We start from the raw sequence: 17,862 nt of genomic DNA, 5'->3' as shown, positions 1-17,862 counted from the left end.
GCACAGATAGAGGGGTCATGCAAATTGATTTTAACGATAAAAGAACTGATGGAAGGGTATAAAAATAAACTGTTTTCCCCTACTGAAATCACTAAATGGTATATGGAAAGAATAAAAAAATTAAATCCAAAAATGCATTCTTACATTACCGTAACAGAGGAAAAGGCATTTTATCAGGCAAAAAAGGCGGAAATGATGATTAATTCAGGAGAAGTAAGAGGAGGTTTGTTAGGGGTACCAATTTCGTATAAAGATTCTATTGATACTGAAGGTATCTTAACAACTAGCGGCTCAATAATTGATGAAAAGCGAATCCCGGCTGAAAATGCTGAAGTCGTCACAATGTTAGAACGGGAGGGCAGTATTTTTCTTGGGAAAAATAATATGTACGAATATGCATTTGGCATAACCTCTCAGAATCCTATTTTTGGTGATGTCATAAACCCGTGGAATAAGAATAAGACTGCAGGTGGATCCAGTGGTGGTTCAGCTGCTGCTGTTGCAGCAAACCTCTGCTTAGGTTCCATCGGTACAGATACTGCCGGATCAATTCGTGTACCAGCAGCTTGTTGTGGTGTCGTGGGCTTAAAACCTACCTATAACTTAGTTAGCATGGAGGGTATGACCCCATTATCGTGGACTCTTGATCATGCAGGACCGATTGCTGGTAACATTGAGGATACGGCGATAATCATGCAAACCCTTACAGGCATCCCTTACACAACGACAGGGTTGAATGGACTGTCAGGAATGAGAATCGGCCTGCCGACACATTATTTCAATGAAAATATGGATGGCGAAGTCAAGAAAATGTATGAAAAAGCTGTACAGCATATGATCGATTTAGGAGCTGCTATAGTAGATGTTGATACTTCTTTTTTAATGGATGTAGTAAGTATTGCAACGACACTTGGGACGTCAGAAGTGGGGGTTGTTCACAAAGAACGTATTAAGTCGGCTATTCATCTTTACAGTGAAGGCGCGCAAAAAACATTTGAAAAAAGTCGCCTTATTTCGGCCTATGACTATTTAAATGCTTTGCAAAAAAGGGCGGAATGGACTCGTAGGGTGTCAGAAATCTTTTTGGACGTTGATGTAATGATTACCCCAGCGATGCCTATTGCCACAGCTGACGTACAGACAGAAGAAGTCACCATTGGGGGACAAAATGAATCTCTCGGGGATTGTATGATTCGTTACACCAGTCTTTTTAACATTACAGGGCATCCGGCGTTATCGATCCCTTTTGGGCTTACAGAACCTGGAGTTCCTCTCGGATTGCAGTTAATCGCCAATCACAATAGAGAAGACCTCTTATTTCGTGCTGGGTATGCTTATGAGCAATATGCCTTGACAAGTTTTTACTCTGAGAGGCATCTTAAAATGCAATGATTAAATGGTTTTGGCTCCAGGACCGATTGCTTGTTCTTCTATTGGTAAGTTGAAAAACTGGGAGTAAGTAGTAATGGTACATTTATTATTTGCTAGTTCTCCCAACTTATTATGAAACTCGTATATATTATCACGCTATATAAAAAATATTTCGATATTTGAATTTACCACAGAACTACCCTTAATGATTCTTGTTTTAATAGGAAAGGATACAAGATCAATGATCTTAAAGACAGTATTAGAATTAAGTAATTTGATAGATGGGCACCGCCAGGATATGTATGTATTGACGAAGAATAAAGGAACCGCTCATCCAGAGGTTATAAAGATCAGTCAACAATTGGATGAGGATATTCTAAGGCTGCAAAGTATCATAGATGAAATCAATCCTCGCCATCAAACACTGATTTGATAGTGTATCCTTGAAGAAAGTTAGGAATGGGGATACTGTTATATGACAATGCGCCTAATTTAGTTTTGGGTATGTTTATGATGATATATGAGAATATGTGTAAATACTAATAGCATCGCCTTTCTGTCCAGTGGGACGAAAGGGAGGGGAATGAAAGGGTGGAATATATGGACAAAACGAATAAAATTAATAATCGGAAAGAAACCATCTTATTCTTTATCATTAGCTTGTTGTTCTTTGTCACCATTACCGCATTTGATCCATTTATCTCCTCTTATGCTAAAGATCTTGGGTTCGATTCAGTTATTATAGGCAGTATCATCGGCATTTCAGGAATTGTGGCCTTATTGACACGACTTCCGATAGGCGTATTTTCGGATATGCTGCATAAACGAAGATTGTTTATCCAAATCGGGTTGCTGATAACCATTGTAATGTGGACGCTAGCCTTTTTCATACCGAATGCAACCACATTGTACCTTGGGAAAATTTCGGACGGTTTAACAGGTTCCACCTGGGTTATTTACAATGTTATGTTCGCCTCTTATTTTGGTGTGAAGGAAGCTGCAAAAGCAGTGGCGATATTGGGTGTTGCATCGCCGGTTGGCTCCATACTAGGGACAACCATCGGTGCAGTAGTGGCCAATAATTATGGGTATCGGTATAGCTTTTTAGTAGCGGTGGCCGCCGCCATACTTGCACTCGTATTAACATTTTTCACAAAAGACCTAAGTATTAAAGGGGTAAAAGTAAAATACGATAAGAAAATACTTGTCGAGCAAATCACCGATAAAAAAATCTGGGTCATTTCCGTTTTGGCAACGATTGCTTTGATGGTCACCATTGGAACAAGGGATACGTTCACACCTTTAGTTGCTACCGACCTTGGAGCAAATCCGCTATTGATTGGCATGCTGGCAAACACACACCTGATCATATATGGCTTAGCCGCAGGATTATGCGGAGCCCTTTTTTATAAAAAAATCGGTTTAATGAATACGGCGATTTTGGGAGCGGTATTACAAGGGGTCATCATCATATTGATTCCTTATGCTGAAAATTTAACGATGCTTTTCCTATTGCAGGCATTCCAAGGTTTCGGTTACGGGCTGATCTTTACGGTCGTCACTTCCTGGGCTGTTGAAAATATCCCGGAGATTAAACAATCTACGAGAATGGGCCTGTTCCAAAGTTTATATTCGGCTGGAATGTTTTTGGGACCCGTCCTAATTGGCATCTTGATTGAAGTGTTTTCAAGATCCACAGGTTACCTGATCATGGGGGCATTATCAATTGCTTCAACCATTCTTATCAAAACCTCCATAAAACGCTCAAAAAAAGAAGCTTCCAATGAAGAATTTCCTCTTGAAGAGATGCTGATTAATAGAAAATGATTTTTGAAACAGGAAAGAGCAGACCCTTAACGGGTTTGCTCTTTTTTAGTTTGAGTCGGATCATTTATAAAACAACTATCTGTCATTTAAGCTGAGCGTCAAATTAATATTTGGTTTTGTACACAAAAAATGTTTTACCTGAAAGTAATAATTGGAGCGGGTGTGCGAGACTCCTGCGGGAAAAGCGCGTCAAGGGGAGACCCCGCAGGCGCATGCCGAGGAGGCTCGCGGACCGCCCGCGGAAAGCGAGTGCCCTACGTTCCAATCGACGGTCTCATTGTAAAAGCCATACTTGGAAAGGTGGTCGGAACCCATATTAACAACTTCAACTCCTTAGGTATGGGTTTTATCTTAATTTAAGGACAAAGTCGATTGGAGTGGAAGGTACGAGACTCCTGCGGGAAAGCGTGTCTAAGGGAGACCCCGCAGGCGCAAGCCGAGGAGGCTCCCTGACCGCCCGCGGAAAGCGAGTGCCCTACGTTCCAATCGACGTTCGAGGTTTTATAAACCCTCATAAAAACTGAAACAAACTTGATTTTCGTCGAAGTCCACAATCTGCAATATTAGTTCATTATTTTGTTAAATGGTAAACCACGGTAGTTTAAGACTATGATGGCATGTTTACTTCACGTTATCAATAAAATGCATGCAGATTGTCTTAATGGCCATAATGATTTTTATTCACAAAATTTCATTAATATTGACGGTATCATTCTATGACTTTATCATAACAGCAGGATAATGATAATCATTTTCAATTATGATTAACTCGTGAAGAAGGTATAGATGACGGGAAGGGTGCAAAATATGAGGGAATTTAGAAAAGTAAGAACGTTTGGGGGAGGAGCATTCATCCTGTTACTTGCTATTATGGTGATGTTATCAGGATGTAATAATTCTCAAAAAACAACAGAGGCAGAGAAGACTTCTGCCAAAACAAGTAATGAAGAAATAAGGACGATTAAGCATGAAATGGGAGAAACGGAAATGAAAGATACTCCGAAAAAAATAGTTACGCTTGAGCTGTCTTTCGTTGATTCTTTAAATGCTCTAGGGATAAAACCTATCGGGATTTCGGATGACAATAAAAAAGAGATGATTACAAAACTTGTAGGGCAAGAGATGGATTATACTTCTGTAGGAACACGCGAGCAGCCTAATTTAGAGGTGATCAGTTCTTTACAGCCAGATTTAATCATTGCGGATGCTGAGCGGCATAAAGGGATTTATAAAGATTTACAGCAGATTGCTCCTACCATCGTTTTAAAAAGTCGGGAATCTACCTATCAAGAAAATCTGGATTCATTTAAAACGATTGCAAAGGCAGTAAACAAGGAAGATGCTGCAGAAAAAAGATTGAGCGAGCATGAAAAAACGATTAAGGAACTTAAATCAAAGCTTACTGTTGATTCAAATATGACGGTTTTACCAGCAGTTGTACGAGATACTTCATTCCAAGCCCATACTTCATCTTCTTATGATGGAGAATTGCTTGAGCGCATGGGATTGAAAAATGCCATTCAGCAGGAACTGCCACATGCCGAGATGAATCTGGAGCAGCTTGTCGAGATCGATCCGGATGTGCTGCTTTTAGCGAACAATGAGGGTAAGTTACTTACTGATGAGTGGAAAGACAATCCTCTTTGGAAAGACTTGAAGGCTGTAAAAAACGGACAAGTGTATAGTGTTGATCGAGACTTATGGACGAGATACCGCGGTGTTTTATCAGCAGAGGCCATTGCTAAAGACACTTTAAAAATGCTTGGAGAAGAATAGACGAACAAAAGCGAAGTAAGAGATCCCATTCTTACTTCGCTTTCCATTAGGTTTAAATTTTGTCAGGAAGTGTGTTGTATAGAAAATGGAAACTGTAGGTAGAAGTAAACTGAAAGTATTATGTACGGCTATAGCTGGGATCGTTTTGTTAATTTTAGGCATCCTGACGAGTATTTCTGTGGGAGCGTCCGATATTGATGCATCAATGGTTTTGAAGTCCTTTTTTGAGGCCGACTCGTCCAAGGAACAGACTATTATAAGGACTCTTCGATTGCCACGGGCTTTAGTTGGAGCGTTGGTCGGTGCTAATTTAGCGGTAGCGGGTGCTCTTATGCAGGCCATTACCCGGAATTCATTAGCTTCTCCACAAGTATTTGGTGTTAATGCCGGTGCCTCATTTTTTATTGTGTCAGCTTTTGTTTTCTTTCCTAACCTTTCTTCCGTGTCTCTAGTTTGCGTTGCATTCATTGGTGCAGCAATGGGAGGGATGGCAGTCTATTCTTTTGCTTCGGGAGGAGGAATGACCCAAGTGAAGCTGGCATTGGCTGGAATGGCTGTTCACTTTTTTTTATCTTCTTTAACGCAAGGCATGATCATCTTTAATGAACAAGCGAAAGATGTGCTCTATTGGTTAGTAGGGTCAATTAATGGGAAAACATGGGCGCACGTGAACATGATTCTTCCTTGGTCTCTTTTCGGACTGCTTGTTGCTGCCATGTTCTCTCGATCTGTTTCCATCCTTGTCTTAGGAGAAAATATGGCGCAGGGACTTGGGCAGCGGGTGTACCGAATCCGTATTTTAGCAGGAATATTGGTGATCATTTTGGCAGGATCTTCGGTTGCCGTCGCAGGCCCAGTGGGATTTGTGGGATTGATCATTCCTCATATCGTCAGGAGACTGGTGGGCGGGGATTATCGAAGGATCATCCCTTTTTCTGCATTATTCGGCGCTTTACTCTTAGTGTACGCAGATATTCTCGCACGTTTCATCGCTTATCCTTTTGAGTCGCCGGTAGGCATCGTAACCGCTATGATCGGTGCGCCATTCTTCCTTTATTTAGCGAAGAGAGGGAGGAATATTAAGCAATGAAACTAAAACGGACATTTGGGTTGAAATCAACTTTGCCCCCTTATGCTATTATCCTGTTACTGACGGTTACCGTGCTGATTTTAGCAATGGTGAGCCTGGGCTTAGGGGCCATTTATATTTCACCTTTAGAAATTCTCCAAAATTTCCTTGGAAATGGCATGCAAAGCCAGACATTCATTCTGCACAACTATCGCATACCGCGCATTCTGATTGCCGTGATAGTGGGGGCCGGATTGGCAACGGCCGGAGCCATTCTGCAAGGAGTCCTTCGAAATCCGCTGGCTTCTCCAGATGTGATTGGGGTAACAAAAGGGGCCGGATTGGCAGCAGTTATCGTCATTGTTTTATTTCCGCAATCGCCCATTATCATACTGCCTCTTTCAGCATTTATCGGAGCGGCGGTCATGGCGGCCATTTTGATGATATTTGTTTATAAAAAAGGAGCACAACCAAATACGATAGCTTTGGTCGGAATCGCTTTAGGGGCCATATGTCAAGCTGGCATAGAGTATTTCATGGTCAAGTTCCCGGATGATGTAAACACGACACTGCTGTGGTTGACTGGCAGTCTATGGGGAAGAGGATGGGATCAAGTATTCATTTTGCTTCCATGTCTTGTGCTTGTACCGGTATTGATTGCATTAACTTCTAAAATGGATGTACTGAGCCTTGGAGACGATATAGCTACAGGTCTCGGTGAAAGGTCAAAATTACTGCGTTATATATTGTTAAGCGTTTCTGTCATATTGATCGGAGTCTGTGTAGCTGCGGTTGGTTCCATCGGGTTCATTGGTTTGATCGCCCCCCATATTGCAAGGAGAGTGGTAGGGTCAAAATTCAAGGTTTTACTTCCCGCTTCAGCTCTTTTTGGTTCGATCTTTCTACTTGTTGCCGATAGCCTGGGAAGAGGATTATTCCCTCCAATAGAAATCCCCGCCGGAATTATCACTGCGGTGATTGGTGTACCATATTTTTTATATCTATTGCGCCGTGAAAGAAAAATAACATAAGGAAGGCTGAATATCATGACAACATTATCAGCAGAGCATCTTTCGCTCTCTTATGGGGCAACTCAAATCATTGATAATATCGATTTGGAAATTCCTGAAGGTAAGATCAGTATAATCATTGGTTCCAATGGTTGTGGCAAATCTACGATTCTGCGGTCTCTAGCTAGATTATTGATGCCGCAGCAAGGCACGATCTATCTAGATGGAAAGGACATTCAACAGCAATCTTCCAAAGAAGTGGCCAAGAAATTGGCCATCCTACCCCAAGCTCCGGAAGCTCCGGAAGATATAACCGTTAAAGAACTTTGCTATTATGGCAGGCATCCGCACAAAGGCATATTTTCCAGACAAACCCCAGAAGATCATAGGATTGTCGACCGTGCCTTATCAGCAACAAAAATGACGGAGTTCGCTGATCGGACATTGGATGCATTATCTGGAGGACAAAGGCAAAGAGCATGGATTTCGATGGCCTTGGTACAAGAAACAGACCTTTTACTGTTAGATGAACCGACAACCTATCTGGATTTAGCGCACCAAATTGAAATATTGGAATTACTGCGCGATTTAAACGAAACGTATGGACGCACGATTGTCATGGTTCTGCATGATTTGAATCAAGCGGCACAGTATGCCGATCATCTGATTAGCATCAAGCAGGGAAAAATCTATAAAGAGGGACCGCCTGAAACGGTATTCACAAAAGAGATGATCAAGGACGTTTTCAGACTGGAATGCTGCATTATTGAAAACCCTGTTGATCAAACGCCTCTATGCATTCCCATTGGTTTATCTCAGGATTAGAAAACTAGCGCCGGTCGGTACCGAAATGATTAAGTCAACATATTCATTGTTGGCTTTTTTTTCTTATTTACGAATGTTGGTTAGGAGTTGCCAAGATATTTCAGATCAAGAGGTAAAATGTTAAAATGGAAAGACTTATATATTAAAGGAGACTACTATTTTGGAAGCCAAATGTATTAAATTCTATGAGTTTGGAGATCCGCAAAAGGTTTTAAAGGTTGAAAATAAATGTATTCAAAGACCTTTCGAGGGGGAAGTCCTCGTTCGGATGATCACACGTCCCATTAATCCGTCTGACTTGCTGCCCATTCGCGGTGCCTATTCCCACAGAATCGCCTTGCCTTCCATACCTGGTTATGAAGGGGTCGGCATTGTTGAAGAAGTGGGTCCAGCAGTTTCGAAAGAGCTGATAGGCAAGCGTGTTCTGCCCTTGCGCGGTGAAGGGACCTGGCAGGATTTTGTTAAAACATCAGCGGAGCTGGCCATCGTCATTCCGGATTCGATTGAAGACCATATAGCAGCGCAGTTATATATAAACCCGGTAACCGCATGGCTAATCTGTACAGAAGTATTAACTTTGAAACCGGATGATGTATTACTCGTAAATGCTTGCGGATCTTCCATTGGCCGTATACTCGCCCAGTTATCCAAGATTCTTGGATTTAAGCTGATTGCTGTAACGAGAAACGATAAGTATACGGAAGAACTGCTTAAACTTGGTGCTTCATATGTGATCGATACATCCCGAGCATCATTGCAGGATACAGTGATGGAACTGACGAATGGGCGCGGTGCGAAAGCGGCCATAGATTCAGTGGGCGGCATCTATGGTTCAGAACTGGCTTTTTGCGTACGGCCTAATGGCATCTTATTGACGATTGGCCTTTTATCAGGACAGTCTGTGAATTGGGCGGAAATTTCACGAAGGACAAAAGTGGATGTTAAAATGTTTCATCTTCGGCATTGGAATCAGCAGGCTTCCGTTCGAACTTGGCAGGAAACATTTAACCTTTTGATGGGGTTCATTGCTGATGAAAAGTTGAAGTTCATGATGCCCGATTCCCACTACAGCCTTCAAGATGTTCAAGAAGCGATTATTGTCACGAGCAATAAAGGGAAGATATTTTTAAGCAGCTGATTTCACAAAGGATAACCACTTAATTGAAGCATTTATCTTGGTGCTCTTCCAATAGGTTCCTAAGGTAAAGTGAAATGGCCCCTGATAATATGGAATTACTTGATTACCTGTAAGGTGCTAGTTTAGAATGCGGAATAGGACATGTTGATACTGATACGACTTTGGAGGAAATACTTATGAAAACAATATATGTGAATGCTACATTTTTTACGATGGACAAGGAAAACCAAATCATCGAAAACGGCATGATGATTGTACAAGATCATACCATATCCTACATCGGCCAGCATGATGAACAGCAATTGGCAGATGCAGATCATGTGGTCAACCTTGGCGGGAAATGGATCATGCCAGGCCTTGTGAATGCCCATTCGCATATTGTAATGACCCTTTTACGCGGTATCGGGGACGATATGCTGCTGAAGCCATGGCTTGAAACGAAAATATGGCCAATCGAAAGCCAGTTTACAACGGAAATCGCCTCTGTAAGCTCACAGCTAGGCATTATGGAAATGATGAAATCAGGAACAACGACATTTTCGGATATGTTCAATCCTAATGGAATAGATGCGGGTGCCGTCATGGAGACGATAGGCGAAACAGGAATGCGCGGAGCCTTTTCCTATACGATCTTCAGCTTGGGTACCGAAAAAGACCAAAAAGCGAACCTCATGGGGGCTGAGCAGTTTTCAAAAAACTATAAAGCATTTGCCGATGGCCGTCTGACTACCATGGTCGCACCGCATAGCCCATATGCCTGCACGCCTGAAGCGATCATGGAAAGTGCACGAATTGCAAAAGAGAATGATTTGATGGTGCACATCCACGTATCGGAAACGGACTTTGAAATCCTCGACATCGAAAAACGTTACGGATCCCGACCTGTCGAGCACCTCCGCCGTCTAGGCCTGTTCGATCAGCCCACCGTCATGGCACATGGTGTGGTCCTTAATGATGAAGAACGGGCGATCTTAAAACAGCATGATGTTCGCGTTGCCCATAATCCAATCAGTAACCTGAAGCTCGGATCTGGGATAGCCGATGTCGTCAGCCTTCTTGATGCAGGCATTAAAGTGGGAGTGGCAACAGATGGCGTCGCCTCCAATAACAACTTCGATATGTTCGAAGAAATGAGGACAGCCGCATTACTGCAAAAAGGAATGTATAAGGATGCCACAAAATTCCCTGCCCAAACAGCACTCGCCATGGCCACAAGAATGGGCGCCGAAGCGATAGGCATGGGTCACACAGGATCACTGGAAGCTGGTAAAAAGGCGGATTTCATCACCATTTACCCATATAACAAAGAACACCTGCAGCCACTGAGTGAAGCCTATTCGCACCTGCTTTATGCAGCACGCGGAAATGACGTATGTGATGTATACATTGATGGAAAAGTGGTAGTGAAAGATGGCCGCTGCTTAACGATCGATGAAGAAAAAGTAATCGCCGAAACCAATCGTCTGCAAGGAACCCTATCACGATAACACTGATGGGAAAACAACCGGATGCACAGAAGAAAGGAGCTGCCATTAGCAGCTCCTTTTTTTTATGGACTCGATGATTCATTTTGAGGAACTTATTATTATGTTTTAGTAAGGAATAGTTCGCATCGGATGGCAGTCAAAAAGGAATTACCGCTAGTATTGTGGATTGAACTACCCGCCACTAATCGACCTTATGGTCTGATTGAAGTGGGGGATTCCTAAGAACATTAGCCTATAGGCCAATTTTTAATTAGGCTAACCCCGTCGTTCCGACGGTTAGAAGCCTTATGGCTTCGTTCATTAGATTAAGTCCTGCGTTAATATCTCGATCGTGGTGAGTAAAACAAGAAGGACAATCCCATTCACGAAGTTTCAGATGTTTAACGTCTTTATTTTGGTACCCGCAGCTAGAACACAATTGGCTAGAAGCAAACGTTTTTGATACGGTCACGATTTGTTTACCATACCATCTTGCTTTGTATTCCAACATTTTTTTGAATTGGTACCAAGATACTTCACTAATCGCTTTAGCTAGTTTGTGATCTTTCATCATATTGGACACTTGCAAGTCTTCCATTCCAATAACATCGTGGTTTTTGATGATTTCGGTAGAGACTTTATGTAAGTAATCCATTCGGGCATTTGAAATTTTTTCGTGTAGGATGGCCACTTTTCGTTTTTGTTTTTGATAGTTTTTAGCTTCAGACAATGGGTTATTTCGATTCAAAGCTATTTCTTGTCGCCTTGAAAGAATCCGTTGTGCTTTGGCCAATTTTTTTTCGACCGTCCGGAAGAATTTTGGGTTTTGATAGACCGTACCATCTGAAAGAATTGCAAAGTTCTTCAAACCAACATCTACACCGCACGAACGATTCGTTTTAGGATGTACTTGTACATCGGTTTCGGCTAAAACGGAAATGAAGTATTTACCTGAAGGGTTCCGCCTGATTGTGGCATTGATGATTCGCCCTTCGACTTCGCGGCTTTTAGCAAAACGAACTAAACCGAGTTTGGGCAATTTGATTTGGTTTCCAATCATTCCGATATTTCCATTCGTATGTTTAGTCGTGTAGGACTGGACCGGATTCTTTTTTGATTTGAAGCGTGGAGACTTGTTTTGCTTTTTATAATATCGACTATAGGAATCTGCTAAATTTTCCACCGATTTCTGTAAGGCAATACTGTCTACTTCTTTCAGGAAAGAATATTCTTTCTTTAAAGCTGGAAGTTCTTTGATTGTTGCGTATTTATTCACAAAAGATCCTTTCCATTTATTAAAAGGTAATTGGCCGTTCTGCTTCATTTCTTCACAGATATACCAGTAAGCATCTTTCTCATTTTGTTTGCCTAAAAAGAAGTTATAGACAAAACGAGAGCAGCCAAATGTTTTATTGATGAGAACTAATTGTTCTTTCGTTGGATAGATTCGAAATTTATAAGCTTTGTTTACGACCATTGGTTTCACCCCCTTATTGTTATTATCAACCAGAGAACGTACGTTTGTCAAAAGGATACTTTGGTTTAGGCCAACCGCCATTCATCTCCCCCTTACCGTTGGGCTCTCGCCCTTCACACGCTTGAAGAGGGAGTCTTCTGGCGGGAAATGATAAAATTGTTCTTAGCACTTAGAAATCCGTCGTGAGTCCAGTTTCTTTGAAATATATAAACAAAGTAAGCAAGTTAAAAATATTAATAAGAAAATAGGGACGGCAAAAACGGTTAAAAACGAAAAAATGCCGCTGACCGCATATGAGCCAACTGCTAATCGGCAAGCAGCTGGATAAAAAACTTAAATCGCATGGTTCATGAATTACTGAAAATCTACGTATTAATTATTCACGATTTTTCCAATTTCGTTGTTTCGAGGGAAATGGTTGAAAAAGGAGGGCAAGATGAATGGACAGGGAATCTTCATTATTAAAAGAGCATTTGTATCAGCTGGAGGAGAAATTGTTAAAATCTGAAGTTCGTACATCTCCAGAAGTGCTTTCATCATTATTGAAAGATGATTTCTTTGAGTTCGGCAGTTCGGGTAACATATGGACAAAAAGCGATTTTATGGGGCAAGAGGGTGCCGGAGCGGTGAACATGACCCTAAGTCAATTTGAGATGCATCCATTGTCTGATGATACCGTGTTAACTACATACCGGATTTTTGATGAAGATAAGCTGGAACATACCTTAAGAAGTTCAATCTGGAAATGTGCGAATGGAAGATGGCAGATGTTTTTTCATCAAGGCACAAAAACAAAAGGGCCCCTTTAAGCCTTTTATTTATGAAAAAGAAAGTTTTCCCTGCTTGAAAACTATTTCACTAAAATGATAGGGGTGGATGAAGTTGATCTTTCGTACCATTGATACGGACAAAGATAAAGATACTATCATTAAATTCCGGAAAGATTCCTTTATTGTAAGTTTTGGAACTGATGCTGGTTTTGGAGATGAACATGCATATCTGCAACGAATGGAAGAAAGGGTCCGCAAATTTCCTGATGGACAGGTGATCATTGAAAAGGACCAAGAACCGATTGGACAAATGGAACTTCAAATTCGGGAGTACGAAGGAACTGAAATTGGCTATGTGAATCTATTTTACCTTATTCCCGAATACCGCAGTAAAGGCCTTGGCAAGGAATTGGTTCGCTACGCAGAAAACTTTTTCAGGCAATTTAATGTATCCGAATATCACTTAAGGGTTTCTCCGGATAATCAAAGGGCGATTTCTTTATATACGAATTCAGGCATGGTGAAGATAAGGGAAGAAAATGAAAAATACCCTGTATGGAGAATGGGTAAATCATTATAAAAGTAGGAAAATAAAATATATTGATATAATAAAAAAGTATCAATTCACTATATTATGAAACTATTTATAGCGATAAAAAATATGGTTGACTTTAGAGAAAATAGAATATATAGTGAAGGACATAATTAAATACAACGTTAATTCTTATCAAGAGATGTGGAGGGACTTGGCCCTATGATACCTCGGCAGCGGGTTTTTACTTTTGTAAAAATACTGTGCTAATTCCAACGGACGAAAGTTTGAAAGATAAGAAGGAGCTTTTCTTAGATAATTAATTTAAGAGTTTACTCTTTTTTATGTCTAAAAGAGGCCTCTTCTGTCTGATGACGGAAGAGGCCTCTTTTGTTTATTCAAAATGTATATGGTTATTTTGAGAATGGGTGCAATTACTCGTGAGTTTCGCGCAATAATCGTGAGTTTGGTGGATTTACTCGTGAATTTCGCAGACTTACTCGTGAGTTTCACGTAATTACTCGTGAATTTTGCAGTTTCACTCCTGAATTTTAACCCTATCATTATGAAGCGTTGCAAAGCTCTTCTCTCTGGATAAGGAATTCGTATAAATAAACAGCATGGGGGGAGATTGGATGATTGAGTTTCAAGGTGTTAAAAAGATTTATCAAACAAAGAAACAGACTGTCGAGGCTTTGAAGGGCATTGATTTGACAGTGGAAAAGGGGGATATATTCGGGGTAGTCGGTTATAGCGGGGCCGGAAAGAGTACGTTGATCAGATTGGTCAATTTGCTTGAACATCCTTCAGATGGTTCGGTGGTTGTTGGGGGCAAGGATTTGACCAAATTAAGCCCGAAGGAATTACGGGCAGAAAAGAAAAAAATCGGGATGATCTTTCAGCATTTCAACTTGCTAAACTCAAAGACTGTTTTTGATAATATTGCCATGCCGCTGGTTTTATCGGGAACTCCGGCTAAAGAAATCAAAAACCGGGTAGGCGAGCTGTTGGAGTTCGTTGGCTTATCGAGCAAAGCAAAGAGTTATCCGGATCAATTATCCGGCGGGCAAAAGCAGCGGATCGGCATTGCGAGGGCATTGGCTACAAATCCATCGATCTTATTGTGTGATGAAGCTACTTCGGCATTGGATCCACAAACAACGAGTGCAGTTCTGCAGCTCTTAAAAAAAATTAATGAAGAATACAATATTACCATTCTGCTAATCACTCATGAGATGTCTGTCATTCGGGAAATTTGCAATAAGGTAGCGGTCATGGAGGGCGGCTGCGTCGTTGAACAAGGTTCGGTTTTCGAAGTTTTTGCCAAGCCGCAAACGGATATTGCAAAAAACTTCGTGAGAACGGTCATACATGACGAAATTCCACAAAGTTTCTTAAAAAGCATAGGGTCCCATATCCCGATTATTTGGAAAATTAATTTTATTGGAACTACTTCGGGTACTCCTTTACTTTCAACCATCTCGAAGAAGTATGATGTTCATTTAAGTGTCTTATCAGCCAATATTTCTGAAATCCAGGAAACGCCTTTCGGGAATTTGATCATCGAAGTGACGGGGAGCAAAAATGAGGTGGATAAGGCTTATCAATATATTAAAGATGAGGGGATTCTCGTCCAGGAGGTGCAGATAAATGGGTAATACGCTTTGGGGAATGGAAATAACGGCAGAGCAGCTGTTGACAGCTTTCGGTGACACACTTTATATGGTAGCCATCTCATTGGTGTTTTCCGGATTGATCGGGCTTCCGCTCGGTATCCTGCTTGTCATTACAAGAAAGGGTCACATCCTGGAGAATAAATGGATTTTTAATGTATTGAACCCGATCATCAATATATTGCGGTCCGTTCCTTTCATCATCTTGCTTGTAGCAGTTATTCCGCTTACCAGAATGATTGTCGGAAGTGCGATCGGAATGAATGCGGCCATTGTTCCGCTAATCTTTTACGCGGCTCCTTATATTGCCCGGCTTGTGGAAAACTCTCTGTTGGAAGTGGACAAAGGGATTATCGAGGCGGCTCAGGCGATGGGGGCGACGACATGGCAAATCATTTACCGCTTTTTGATTCCTGAAGGACTTAGCTCGTTGATCCTTACATTTACAACAGCGACAATCGGGCTTGTTGGATCTACGGCGATGGCAGGTGCCGTCGGTGCAGGCGGAGTCGGGGATTTAGCCTTGGCTTACGGTTATCAAAGGTTCGATACGATGACGATGATCGTCACAGTAGCGGCGCTCGTGATCATCGTTCAATTATTGCAATCCACCGGGAATTTTGTTTCAAGAAAAATCAGAAGAAGATAAAAATAACAGGAGGCAGGAAAAATGAAAAAAATCTTATTAACGATCATGGTAATGGCATTGGCCATCGTGGCTGCAGCATGCGGGAACGATGAGGGTGCATCAGGGAGTTCGAACGATGTGAAAACTGTGAAAGTCGGTGTCAGCAGCGGGGATACGAGAACATGGGAATACATTGTCGACATAGCGAAAGAGGAAGGGCTTAATATCGAACTGGTCACTTTCAATGACTATATCCAACCGAACCTTGCGTTAAGCGAAGGTGAAATTGATGCCAATTCATTCCAAACGGTCGCCTATTTCGATGAGTTCGTTCAAGATCAAAATCTGAAATTGGAGGCCATCGGGTCGACTGTCATTGCACCTATGGGCCTTTATTCGAAAAAACATAAAAGTCTCGAAGATCTTCCGGATGGCGCTACGATTGCCGTTCCGAATGAAGCAACAAACTTTGGCCGTGCACTGCTCCTGCTTCAGGAAGCTGGATTGATTACATTGAAAGAAGAATTCAATGGATCGGGATCATTGGAAATCATTAAGGAAAATCCGAAAAACTTGAAAATCCAGCCTGTTGCTGCCGGCAATACACCGCGTCTATTGGATGATGCCGATGCTTCAGCCATCAATAATAATTTTGCCGTCGAAGCAGGCCTTACATTAAAAGATTCTTTATTCCATGAAAGTAAAACCGCAAAACCATATATTAATATCATTGCGGTTAAAAAGGGTAATGCCGATCGTCCTGAGCTACAAAAATTAGTGGAGCTTTATCAATCGAAAGAAGTGGAAGCGTTCATTAAAAAAACGTTTAAAGGAAACACCATTCCTGCCTATGTTTCTGTAGATGAATTAGTGAATTACCAGGATGCTTGGACAAAACCAGCTAATGAAAAGTAATGGATGTATTCAAGAAAAAGGGGAGATAAGAGCATGGCGAGAGAATTGGCGCTGAAGCAGCATAAGCAAATCATTGAAGATCATATCGACCTTCATTCCGAACTATATATCGAAACGAGTCAAGCCATACATGCCAAACCTGAAATTGGGAATCAAGAGTTCTTCGCTTCGGATACATTAACCGGAATACTTCAAAATGAAGGATTTGAAGTGACCCGCAATATAGCCGGACATGAAACAGGATTCATCGCCAAAAAAACCTCTTCAAAGAAAGGACCCACAATTGCCTTTTTAGCCGAGTATGATGCATTGCCGGGTTTAGGCCATGCTTGCGGCCATAATATTATCGGGACAACGAGCGTTGCGGCAGGCATTTCCCTGGCTCAAGTGCTGGAGGAAACGGGCGGAGAGGTGATCGTTTTCGGAACACCGGCTGAAGAGGGCGGGCCGAATGGAAGTGCAAAAGGAAGCTTTGTGAAGCACGGTCTATTTGATGGGGTGGATGCGGCCATCCTTATCCATCCTGCCGGGAAAACCGGTGTAACAAGTCCGTTTTTGGCTGTCGACCCCCTTGATTTTCATTTTTACGGGAAGTCAGCACATGCAGCAGCTGCACCTGAAGAAGGAGTGAATGCACTTGACGGTGTGATTCAGCTGTTCAATGGCATTAATGCTTTGCGTCAGCAGCTCCCGGCCGAGGTCAAAATTCACGGAATCATCACCAATGGCGGGGAAGCGCCTAACATCATTCCTGAAAATGCTTCTGCCAGATTTTACATTAGAGCAACAACATGGAAACTTTGCCAAGAAGTATCCAATAAAATACGTGCAGTTGCTGAAGGTGCAGCACTTGCCACTGGAAGCACGGTTAAAGTGGAACGTTTCCAAAATGAAGTACTCGATTTTGTCATCAATCCAGTTCTGGATGAACTGCTAAAAGAAGAACTGACTCAATTAGGGGAAGCGGTGGCTCCTCGAAAAGAGAGTGGCTTTGGCTCGACGGATGCAGGTAATGTAAGCCATGCAGTGCCGACAGCACATCCTTATATAAAAATTGGACATGATGAGTTGATTGCCCATACGAATGAATTCCGCGACTGTGCCAAATCTCCTGCTGGAGACAAAGCCATCCTGACCGGAGCAAAAGCTCTAGCACTTACAGGGTATAAATTGCTTTCGGATAAAGACCTGTTGGATCAAGTGAAAGCGGCATTTCATGAAGCGAAGCAAAAATAAATAAGATGCGGGAAAAAGTAGTTGACTACGAAGCATGTAGTTAGTATTATAATAATACCGAGTAATTAAATAGGAATTATGGGTTAATTGACCGGAAAACCGGAGACTTTTCTTTCATGTAAAGAGGTGTCTCCGGTTTTTTGTGAATG

General features: G+C 41.8%; 16 protein-coding genes and 1 riboswitch. Of the genes, 15 read left to right on the top strand and 1 reads right to left on the bottom strand.

Annotation, left to right across the window (positions count from 1 at the left end; genetic code table 11):
* Window positions 1-24: 24 nt before the first annotated feature.
* From ACFX4H_RS13420 to ACFX4H_RS13380, 9 genes are all read left to right on the top strand, one after another.
* Window positions 25-1,392, top strand: a complete 1,368-nt coding sequence (locus ACFX4H_RS13420) for an amidase (RefSeq protein ID WP_377435592.1) — start codon at window positions 25-27, stop codon at window positions 1,390-1,392.
* 220 nt (window positions 1,393-1,612) lie between these two features.
* Window positions 1,613-1,804 (top strand): Spo0E family sporulation regulatory protein-aspartic acid phosphatase, encoded by a 192-nt coding sequence (locus tag ACFX4H_RS13415; RefSeq protein WP_377435591.1) that lies wholly within the window; start codon window positions 1,613-1,615, stop codon window positions 1,802-1,804.
* Window positions 1,805-1,971: 167 nt separating this feature from the next.
* Window positions 1,972-3,198: an MFS transporter gene (locus ACFX4H_RS13410; protein WP_202312110.1), complete on the top strand. Its 1,227-nt coding sequence runs from the start codon at window positions 1,972-1,974 to the stop codon at window positions 3,196-3,198.
* A gap of 807 nt (window positions 3,199-4,005) precedes the next feature.
* On the top strand, window positions 4,006-4,974 hold the full coding sequence (locus ACFX4H_RS13405) for an ABC transporter substrate-binding protein (RefSeq protein WP_377435590.1): 969 nt from the start codon (window positions 4,006-4,008) through the stop codon (window positions 4,972-4,974).
* Window positions 4,975-5,059: 85 nt separating this feature from the next.
* On the top strand, window positions 5,060-6,064 hold the full coding sequence (locus ACFX4H_RS13400; protein WP_098187069.1) for a FecCD family ABC transporter permease: 1,005 nt from the start codon (window positions 5,060-5,062) through the stop codon (window positions 6,062-6,064).
* Complete coding sequence (locus tag ACFX4H_RS13395; RefSeq protein ID WP_377435589.1) at window positions 6,061-7,074, top strand: FecCD family ABC transporter permease; 1,014 nt, start codon at window positions 6,061-6,063, stop codon at window positions 7,072-7,074. The genes ACFX4H_RS13400 and ACFX4H_RS13395 overlap by 4 nt, the downstream gene beginning before the upstream one ends.
* A gap of 15 nt (window positions 7,075-7,089) precedes the next feature.
* The gene (locus tag ACFX4H_RS13390; RefSeq protein WP_377435588.1) at window positions 7,090-7,878 is read left to right on the top strand and encodes an ABC transporter ATP-binding protein; all 789 of its coding nucleotides are present in this window, start codon (window positions 7,090-7,092) and stop codon (window positions 7,876-7,878) included.
* A gap of 160 nt (window positions 7,879-8,038) precedes the next feature.
* Window positions 8,039-9,016: a zinc-dependent alcohol dehydrogenase family protein gene (locus tag ACFX4H_RS13385; protein ID WP_377435586.1), complete on the top strand. Its 978-nt coding sequence runs from the start codon at window positions 8,039-8,041 to the stop codon at window positions 9,014-9,016.
* Window positions 9,017-9,192: 176 nt separating this feature from the next.
* On the top strand, window positions 9,193-10,503 hold the full coding sequence (locus ACFX4H_RS13380; RefSeq protein WP_278089611.1) for an amidohydrolase family protein: 1,311 nt from the start codon (window positions 9,193-9,195) through the stop codon (window positions 10,501-10,503).
* 250 nt (window positions 10,504-10,753) lie between these two features.
* Here ACFX4H_RS13380 and tnpB read toward each other — a convergent pair whose 3' ends face one another.
* Entirely contained in the window at window positions 10,754-11,959 is a 1,206-nt protein-coding gene (tnpB, locus tag ACFX4H_RS13375; protein WP_377435584.1) for an IS200/IS605 family element RNA-guided endonuclease TnpB, read from the bottom strand.
* Between the two features lie 440 nt (window positions 11,960-12,399).
* On the opposite strand from tnpB, the gene ACFX4H_RS13370 reads away from it, so the two are divergent.
* The 6 genes from ACFX4H_RS13370 (at window position 12,400) to ACFX4H_RS13345 (ending at window position 17,713) form a co-directional block, all read left to right on the top strand.
* Complete coding sequence (locus tag ACFX4H_RS13370) at window positions 12,400-12,768, top strand: nuclear transport factor 2 family protein (RefSeq protein WP_377435582.1); 369 nt, start codon at window positions 12,400-12,402, stop codon at window positions 12,766-12,768.
* A 67-nt stretch (window positions 12,769-12,835) separates the two neighbouring features.
* Entirely contained in the window at window positions 12,836-13,309 is a 474-nt protein-coding gene (locus ACFX4H_RS13365; RefSeq protein ID WP_377435580.1) for a GNAT family N-acetyltransferase, read from the top strand.
* 141 nt (window positions 13,310-13,450) lie between these two features.
* Window positions 13,451-13,562: riboswitch (SAM riboswitch) on the top strand.
* Window positions 13,563-13,896: 334 nt separating this feature from the next.
* Window positions 13,897-14,919: a methionine ABC transporter ATP-binding protein gene (locus ACFX4H_RS13360; protein WP_377435578.1), complete on the top strand. Its 1,023-nt coding sequence runs from the start codon at window positions 13,897-13,899 to the stop codon at window positions 14,917-14,919.
* A gap of 13 nt (window positions 14,920-14,932) precedes the next feature.
* Window positions 14,933-15,583 carry a methionine ABC transporter permease gene (locus ACFX4H_RS13355; protein WP_054400625.1) on the top strand — a complete coding sequence of 217 codons (651 nt, stop codon included), beginning with the start codon at window positions 14,933-14,935 and terminating at the stop codon, window positions 15,581-15,583.
* A 21-nt stretch (window positions 15,584-15,604) separates the two neighbouring features.
* Window positions 15,605-16,477 carry a MetQ/NlpA family ABC transporter substrate-binding protein gene (locus ACFX4H_RS13350; protein ID WP_377435577.1) on the top strand — a complete coding sequence of 291 codons (873 nt, stop codon included), beginning with the start codon at window positions 15,605-15,607 and terminating at the stop codon, window positions 16,475-16,477.
* 33 nt (window positions 16,478-16,510) lie between these two features.
* Window positions 16,511-17,713: a M20 family metallopeptidase gene (locus ACFX4H_RS13345; protein WP_377435575.1), complete on the top strand. Its 1,203-nt coding sequence runs from the start codon at window positions 16,511-16,513 to the stop codon at window positions 17,711-17,713.
* Window positions 17,714-17,862: the final 149 nt, after the last annotated feature.

This window comes from Peribacillus sp. YIM B13477 (assembly GCF_042787955.1).
GTDB lineage: Bacteria > Bacillota > Bacilli > Bacillales > DSM-1321 > Peribacillus > Peribacillus frigoritolerans.
Note: the sequence above shows the minus strand (reverse complement) of the source record. Positions and strands in the feature narration are given on the sequence as shown.